This is a genomic window from Amycolatopsis sacchari (genome assembly GCF_900114035.1).
GTDB lineage: Bacteria > Actinomycetota > Actinomycetes > Mycobacteriales > Pseudonocardiaceae > Amycolatopsis_E > Amycolatopsis_E sacchari.
In genome coordinates, this window is record NZ_FORP01000037.1 from 39,434 (window position 1) to 47,857 (window position 8,424).

General features: G+C 70.4%; 4 protein-coding genes. All 4 read left to right on the plus strand.

Translation table 11 applies throughout. The features are described 5' to 3' along the window. Nucleotides 1–3: 3 nt before the first annotated feature. Nucleotides 4–2,157, plus strand: coding sequence for an ATP-dependent DNA helicase RecG (gene recG / locus BMZ92_RS34290; RefSeq protein WP_091516404.1), 2,154 nt, complete (start codon nt 4–6; stop codon nt 2,155–2,157). A 58-nt stretch (nt 2,158–2,215) separates the two neighbouring features. Next, the gene (locus tag BMZ92_RS34295; protein ID WP_342743533.1) at nt 2,216–3,148 is read left to right on the plus strand and encodes a S8 family peptidase; all 933 of its coding nucleotides are present in this window, start codon (nt 2,216–2,218) and stop codon (nt 3,146–3,148) included. Nucleotides 3,149–3,335: 187 nt separating this feature from the next. After that, nucleotides 3,336–6,710 carry a pyruvate carboxylase gene (locus BMZ92_RS34300; RefSeq protein ID WP_091516408.1) on the plus strand — a complete coding sequence of 1,125 codons (3,375 nt, stop codon included), beginning with the start codon at nt 3,336–3,338 and terminating at the stop codon, nt 6,708–6,710. A gap of 116 nt (nt 6,711–6,826) precedes the next feature. Further along, nucleotides 6,827–8,128, plus strand: coding sequence for an SAM-dependent methyltransferase (locus BMZ92_RS34305; protein ID WP_091516412.1), 1,302 nt, complete (start codon nt 6,827–6,829; stop codon nt 8,126–8,128). Nucleotides 8,129–8,424: the final 296 nt, after the last annotated feature.

The following is an 8,424-nucleotide window of genomic DNA, read 5'->3' on the forward strand; positions in this document are numbered from 1 at the left end:
GAAATGACAGTCCTTGGCGACAAGCTGACCCCGTTGCTGGGCAAGAAGACGGCGACGGCACTGGACGAGGCCCTCGGCATCGTCACGGTCGGCGACCTGCTGCGGCACTACCCCCGCCGCTACGCCGAACGCGGCGAGCTGACCGACATCGCGGGCCTGGAGATCGGCGAGCACGCCACCGTGATGGCGCGCATCGAGAAGGTCAACAAACGTCGGATGCGGAACAAACCCGGGTGGATCCTCGAAATGACGATCACCGACGGGTACCGCAGGCTGGAGTGCGCGTTCTTCGGCAACGCCCACCAGCGCGAACGGGAGCTGCAGCTCGGCAAGACGGGCCTGTTCGCCGGCAAGGTCACGGCGTTCCGCAACAAGCTGCAGCTGGCCAACCCCGAGTACCAGATGCTCGACGAGAACAACGAAAGCGCCATGGACGACTTCGTCGGCGCGATCATCCCCGTGTACCCGGCGGCGTCGGGCGTCCCGTCTTGGTCCATCGCCCGGTGCGTGCGGCAGGTGCTGGACACACTGGAGCGCGAACCGGACCCGATGCCGGCCGAACTGCTCAAGCGGTACGGCTTCCTGGAGCTGTTCGACGCGCTGCACGCCATCCACCGCCCGCAGGACCAGCGCGCGCTGGAGGCCGCGCGCGAGCGGCTCAAGTGGGACGAGGCGATGGCGATCCAGCTGATCTTCGCGCAGCGCCGGTTCTCCGCCGTGTCACGGCCGGCGCCCGCGTGCCCGCCGAAGCCGGGCGGCCTCCTCGAAGCGTTCGACCAGCGGCTGCCGTTCGAGCTGACGAGCGGGCAGCGCGAGGTGGGCGAGCACATCGCCGGCGACCTGTCCGGCGAGCACCCGATGAACCGGCTGCTGCAGGGCGAGGTCGGCAGCGGTAAGACCGTCGTCGCGCTGCGGGCGATGCTGCAGGTGGTCGACGCGGGCCGCCAGGCGGCGATGCTCGCGCCCACCGAGGTGCTCGCGGCGCAGCACGCGCGGTCGCTGCGGGAGATGCTCGGCGAGCTGGGGCAGGCGGGTGAGCTGGGCGCGGCCGAGCAGGCCACGAAGGTCACGCTGCTCACCGGGTCGATGTCGGCCAAGGAGCGCAAGCAGGCGCTGCTCGACGCGGCGAGCGGCGCGGCGGGCATCGTCGTCGGCACGCACGCGCTGATCCAGGACACGGTGTCCTTCGCGGACCTGGGGTTCGTGGTCGTGGACGAGCAGCACCGGTTCGGCGTCGAGCAGCGGGACGCGTTGCGCACCAGGGGCGCGAACGACACGAGCCCGCACGTGCTCGTCATGACGGCGACGCCGATCCCCCGCACGGTCGCGATGACGGTGTACGGCGACCTGGAGACGTCGGCGCTGCGCGTGATGCCGGTGGGCCGTTCGCCGATCTCCACGACCGTCGTGCCGGTCGCCGAGAAACCCGCGTGGCTGGACCGCGTATGGCAGCGGGTGCGCGAGGAGGTCCAGAAGGGGCACCAGGCGTACGTCGTGTGCCCGCGCATCGGGGACGAGCCGCCGTCGGACAAGAGCGACAAGCGGCCGCCGCTCGCGGTGCTGGACGTCGCCGCGGAGCTGGAGGCCGGGCCGCTCGCGGGGTTGCGGATCGGCGTGCTGCACGGGCGGCTGCCCACCGACGAGAAGGACGCCGTGATGCGGGCCTTCGCCGCGGGGAAGCTGGACGTGCTCGTGGCGACGACGGTGATCGAGGTCGGCGTGAACGTGCCGAACGCGACCGCGATGGTGATCATGGACGCCGACCGGTTCGGCGTGAGCCAGCTGCACCAGCTGCGTGGCCGCGTCGGCCGGGGCAGCGTGCCCGGCCTGTGCCTGCTGGTCACGGAGGCGATCGACGGGACGTCCACGCGGGAGCGGCTGGCCGCGGTGGAGTCCACAACGGACGGTTTCGAACTGTCCCGGCTGGACCTGGAACTGCGCCGCGAAGGCGACATCCTGGGGGCGGCGCAGTCGGGCAAGCGGTCGAGCCTGAAGCTGCTGTCGTTGCTGCGGGACGAGGAGATCATCGCGGAGGCGCGGGAGCGGGCGCAGGAGGTCGTGGCGGAGGACCCGTCACTGGCGAAGCACCCCGGGCTGGCGCACCTGGTGGCCTCCGTCGTCGACGACGAGCGGGCGGAGTACCTGGAGAAGACGTAGTCCCCTGATGGTGGGACAGCGTTTGTGCCCTGTGGGTGAGCGGTTCACGCTGCCGGATGTGAACAGGTTTCCGGCTCGCACCGCGATCTCGTTGCTCCTGACCCTCGCCGCCACGGTCTCGGCGGCGGCGCCGGCGCTGGCCGATTCCGGCCGGCAGGACAACCCGCCGAGCTGGGGCCTGGACCGCATCGACCAGCGTGACGGGGCCACTGACCACCTGTACCGCTATGACACGACGGCCGATCAGGTGACGGTGTACGTCATCGACACCGGCGTGGACGCGACGCAGCCGGAGTTCGGCGGGCGCGTGCAGCCGGGACAGAACTTCGTCGACGGCAACACCGACACGACCGACCGCAACGGCGACGGCACGCGGCTGGCGAGCATCCTCGGCGGCAGTGAGTACGGCGTCGCGAAGGGCGTGCGGATCGTGCCGGTCAAGGTGCTCGACGACAGCGGGAACGGGAACCTGCTGAGCATCATCTCGGGCATCGGCTGGGTCGCGCAGAACGCGGCGCAGCCCGCGGTCGCGATGCTCGGCATCGGCGGACCCGGAAACGACCAGCTGGACACGGCCGTGAAAGCGCTCGCCGGGGTGATGCCGGTGGTCGTGCCGGCGGGCTGGGCGTCGGCGGACGTGTCGACGTCGTCGCCGGGCCGGGTGCCGGAGGTGCTCACGGTCGGCGCGATGGACGTCAACGGTGCCGTCGCGCCGAAGTCGAACTTCGGGGCGGGGATCGACCTGTACGCGCCCGGGGTGGACATCCCGTCGGCCGCGCCGGGCGGCCCGGTCACGACGTCGGGCACCTCGATGGCGGCGGCGTTCGTCGCGGGCGCGGCGGCGCTCTACCGCGCGCAACACCCGTCCGCGACGCCCGCGGAGGTCGCGTCGGCGGTCGTCGCCAACGCCACGACGGGCGTGCTGACCGGTGTCCCCCAGGGCACGCCGAACCGGCTGCTCTACACCGGCTCCGCGGCCCAAGCGGGCTGAATCCGGAGTCCACTTCGGGCGCGGGCGCCAGTACCACAGCGCATGCCGGACCGGCTCGTCTGCACCGTTTCCGAGACCGTTTCCGAAGGTGGATGACGTCCATCACCCGGGACAGAACTCCCGCGTCACGGGATCGGCAAGGTAACGTCAGCCATCCACCGATCCAACTCCAGAGGAAGGACCGGGCATGTTCCGGAAGGTACTCGTCGCCAACCGTGGCGAGATCGCCATCCGTGCCTTCCGCGCCGGCTATGAGCTGGGCGCGGGCACGGTAGCGGTGTTCCCGTACGAGGATCGCAACTCACTGCACCGGCTGAAGGCCGACGAAGCCTACGAGATCGGCGTCCAGGGCCACCCCGTGCGCGCGTACCTGTCCGTCGACGAGATCGTCGGCGCGGCGCGCAAGGCCGGTGCCGACGCCATCTACCCCGGTTACGGCTTCCTGTCCGAGAACCCGGACCTCGCGCTGGCCTGTGAACGGGCCGGGATCACCTTCATCGGCCCCAGCGCGGAGATCCTGGAACTGACGGGCAACAAGGCCCGCGCCGTGGCCGCGGCCCGCGAGGCCGGCGTGCCCGTGCTCGGGTCCTCGCAGCCGTCGACCGACGTGGACGCCCTCGTCGCCGCCGCCGACGAGATCGGGTTCCCCGTGTTCGTCAAGGCCGTCGCCGGTGGTGGCGGGCGCGGTATGCGGCGCGTGGACGACCCCGCGCACCTGCGCGAGTCGATCGAGGCCGCCTCGCGCGAGGCCGAGTCCGCGTTCGGCGACCCCACCGTGTTCCTGGAGAAGGCCGTTGTCGACCCGCGCCACATCGAGGTGCAGATCCTCGCGGACGGCGAGGGCAACGTCATCCACCTCTTCGAGCGCGACTGCTCCGTCCAGCGGCGGCACCAGAAGGTCATCGAGCTGGCCCCCGCGCCGAACCTCGACCCCGAGACCCGCGAGCGGATCTGCAACGACGCCGTCGCGTTCGCCCGCCGGATCGGCTACCGCAACGCCGGCACCGTCGAGTTCCTGCTCGACAAGAACGGGCAGCACCACTTCATCGAGATGAACCCGCGCATCCAGGTCGAGCACACGGTGACCGAGGAGGTCACCGACGTCGACCTCGTGCAGTCGCAGATGCGCATCGCGTCCGGCGAGACGCTCGCGGACCTCGGCCTGTCGCAGGACAAGGTCTACCTGCGGGGCGCCGCGATGCAGTGCCGCATCACCACCGAGGACCCGGCCAACGGGTTCCGCCCGGACACCGGGATGATCAGCGCCTACCGCTCGCCCGGCGGCTCCGGCATCCGGCTCGACGGCGGTACGGCGTTCGCGGGCACGGAGATCAGCGCGCACTTCGACTCGATGCTCGTCAAGCTCACCTGCCGCGGGCGTGACTTCAAGACTGCCGCGAACCGCGCCCGCCGCGCGCTGGCGGAGTTCCGCATCCGCGGTGTCGCCACGAACATCCCGTTCCTGCAGGCCGTCCTGGACGACGAGGACTTCCGCAACGGCCGCGTGACGACGTCGTTCATCGAGGAGCGTCCGCACCTGCTCACCGCGCGGCACTCCGCCGACCGCGGCACGCGGCTGCTGACCTACCTCGCCGACGTCACCGTGAACAAGCCGCACGGCGAGCGCCCGCGCCTGATCGACCCGGCGAGCAAGCTGCCGGAGCTGCCCAGCGGCGAGCCGCGGGCCGGGTCGAAGCAGAAGCTGACCGAGCTGGGCCCGGAGGGTTTCGCGCGCTGGCTGCGGGAATCGCCGACGATCGGGGTCACCGACACGACGTTCCGCGACGCGCACCAGTCGCTGCTGGCCACCCGCGTCCGCACGAAGGACCTGCTGGCCGTCGCGCCGGTCGTGGCGCACACCCTGCCGGAGCTGCTGTCGCTGGAGTGCTGGGGCGGCGCGACCTACGACGTGGCGCTGCGGTTCCTCGCGGAGGACCCGTGGGAGCGGCTGGCGCGGCTGCGTGAGGCGGTGCCGAACATCTGCCTGCAGATGCTGCTGCGCGGGCGGAACACCGTCGGCTACACGCCCTACCCGACCGAGGTGACGAACGCCTTCGTCGAGGAGGCCACGAACACCGGGATCGACATCTTCCGGATCTTCGACGCCCTCAACGACGTCGAGCAGATGCGCCCGGCGATCGAAGCCGTGCGGGAGACCGGCAAGGCCGTCGCCGAGGTCGCGTTGTGCTACACCTCGGACCTGTCGGACCCCGGCGAGAAGCTGTACACGCTGGACTACTACCTCAAGCTGGCCGAGCAGATCGTCGGTGCCGGTGCCCACGTGCTGGCGATCAAGGACATGGCGGGCCTGCTGCGCGCGCCGGCCGCGGCGAAGCTGGTTTCCGCGCTGCGCAAGGAGTTCGACCTGCCGGTGCACATCCACACGCACGACACGGCGGGTGGCCAGCTGGGCACGTACCTGGCGGCGATCAACGCCGGGGCGGACGCCGTGGACGGCGCGGTCGCGTCGATGGCGGGCACGACGTCGCAGCCGTCGCTGTCGGCGATCGTCGCCGCGACGGACCACTCCGAGCGGCCGACGGGCCTGAGCCTGCGGGCGGTCGGGAACCTGGAGCCGTACTGGGAGATCGTGCGCAAGATCTACGCGCCGTTCGAGGCGGGGCTCGCATCGCCGACCGGGCGCGTGTACGACCACGAGATCCCGGGCGGTCAGCTGTCGAACCTGCGCACGCAGGCGCGGGCGCTGGGGCTGGGTGACCGCTTCGAGGAGATCGAGGCGATGTACGCGGCGGCGGACCGGATCCTCGGTCACCTCGTGAAGGTCACGCCTTCGTCCAAAGTGGTCGGTGACCTCGCGCTGCACCTCGTGGGCGCGGGGGTCTCACCGGAGAAGTTCGAGGCGGAGCCCAACCGCTACGACATCCCGGACTCGGTGATCGGGTTCCTGCGCGGCGAGCTGGGCGACCCGCCCGGCGGCTGGCCGGAGCCGTTCCGCACCAAGGCGCTGGAGGGCCGTGCCGAGCGGAAGCCGGTCGCGGAGCTGTCCGCCGAGGACCGCGAGGCGCTCGCGACGGACCGTCGCCGGACGCTGAACCGGCTGCTGTTCCCCGGGCCGACGAAGGAGTTCGAGGCGCACCGGGAGGCCTACGGTGACACGAGCGTGCTGCCGAGCAAGGACTTCTTCTACGGGCTGCGGCCGGGGGAGGAGTACCAGGTCGACCTGGAGCCCGGGGTGCGGCTGCTCATCGAGCTGGAGGCGATCGGCGAGGCCGACGAGCGCGGGATGCGCACGGTGATGTCCACGCTGAACGGGCAGCTGCGGCCGATCCAGGTGCGTGACCGGTCGGTGGCCTCGGACCTGCCCACGGCGGAGAAGGCGGACAAGGCCAACCCGAAGCACGTGGCCGCGCCGTTCGCCGGGGTCGTCACGCTTTCGGTGCGCGAGGGTGACGAGGTGGCCGCCGGTGCCACGGTCGCCACGATCGAGGCGATGAAGATGGAGGCGTCCATCACCGCCGCGACGGGCGGCAAGGTGGCCAGGCTCGCCATCAACTCGGTGCAGCAGGTCGAGGGCGGCGACCTCCTGCTGGTGCTGGAGTAGCAGAACGGCCGTGTGCTTTCCCGCGGCATTGCTGTGGGAAAGTACACGGCCGTATTTCCGGCAGTTCGGGCGAATCACCTCGCGGACCTTCGCGTGAACTCCGTGTGAGTGCTTGAATGAGGTACGTGGTGACCTCGCGAAATGCTGCCGCCGAATCCGTCTACGGTTTGGTCCGTGCGGTCCTGGGCGGCGAAATCCCGCTCCGTATCCGCTGCTGGGACGGGAGCGAGGCCGGTCCGCCGGACGCGCCCGTGCGGCTGGTGCTGCGGCGGCGCCGGGCCCTGCGCAGGCTGGTGTGGGCGCCCAACGAACTGGGCATCGCCCGGTGTTTCGTCTCGGGCGATCTCGACGTGGAATCGGATTTCTTCGAGAGCCTTTCCCACCTGGAGCGGGTTGTCGGCTCGCAGTCCGGGACGCTGGACGTGGACGGCGCGGTCAAGTGGGACGTGATCAAGACCGGGCTGCGGCTGCGTGCGTTCGGCCTGCCGCCGAAGCCGCCCGCGGAGGAGATCCGGCTGGGTGGCCGGCTGCACTCGAAGCGCCGTGACGCGGAGGCGATCAGCCACCACTACGACGTCGGCAACGACTTCTACGCCCTCGTGCTGGGCCCGTCGATGACGTACTCGTGTGCCGTGTGGGGCGAGGGGGTCACCTCGCTGGAGGAGGCGCAGACCGCGAAGGTCGACCTCGTGGCGCGGAAGCTGGGGCTGCGCGAGGGCATGCGGGTGCTCGACGTCGGCTGCGGCTGGGGCACGTTCGTCATCCACGCGGCGCGGGAGTACGGCGCGCGGGCCGTCGGGGTCACGCTGTCGCAGGCGCAGGCGGATTTCGCCCGCAAGCGCGTCGCGGAGGAAGGCCTGTCGGACCTGGTGGAGATCAGGGTCCAGGACTACCGCGACGTGCGGGACGGCCCCTACGACGCGATTTCGAGCATCGGCATGGCGGAGCACGTGGGCCAGTCGATGCTGCCCACCTACGCGAAGGCGCTGTACGACCTGCTGAAGCCCGAGGGCAGGCTGCTCAACCACGCGATCTCGCGGAAGGCGGGCGTCCCGGGCCGCACGACGGACAAGACGTCGTTCATCAACCGCTACGTCTTCCCGGACGGCGAACTGGAGCCGGTCAGCGTCATGGCGGGCGCGATCGAGGAGGCCGGTTTCGAGATCCGGGACGTCGAGGCGCTGCGTGAGCACTACGCCCTGACCCTGCGCGCGTGGGTCGCGAACCTCGAAGAGCACTGGCAGGACGCGGTCCGCCTGACGAGCGAAGGCAGGGCACGGGTCTGGCGCCTGTACATGGCGGCTTCGGCGCTCACCTTCGAGCGGGGTTCGATCGGCGTGAACCAGGTACTGGCCGTGAAGACCAGCGACAAGGGAAAGTCAGGATTCCCAAGGACCAGGACGGCACTGCTGTCGTAAGACAGCCCCCGAGAGTTGGGTGATCATCCCGTCGCCTGAAACCGGTGGATCACTTTGAGGAGCAGCCGCAACCTTTTTGCTCGCTTGCGGTTGCCTCGCCAAGCTTGCGGCTGGTCCTCAAAGTGATATGCACAAACCGCAGGCGACGGGATGATCACTCAACTCGGCCACCCACCCCAGGTGAGATCCCTTTGGGCCCCGATCATCCTGGAGCCTGCCCGCCGGCCAATACCGCTAAGTTAGGCGGTTTGGGTGAGGAGTCGGATGCGTGGTGGCTGGGGGTATGTGGTGGTGTG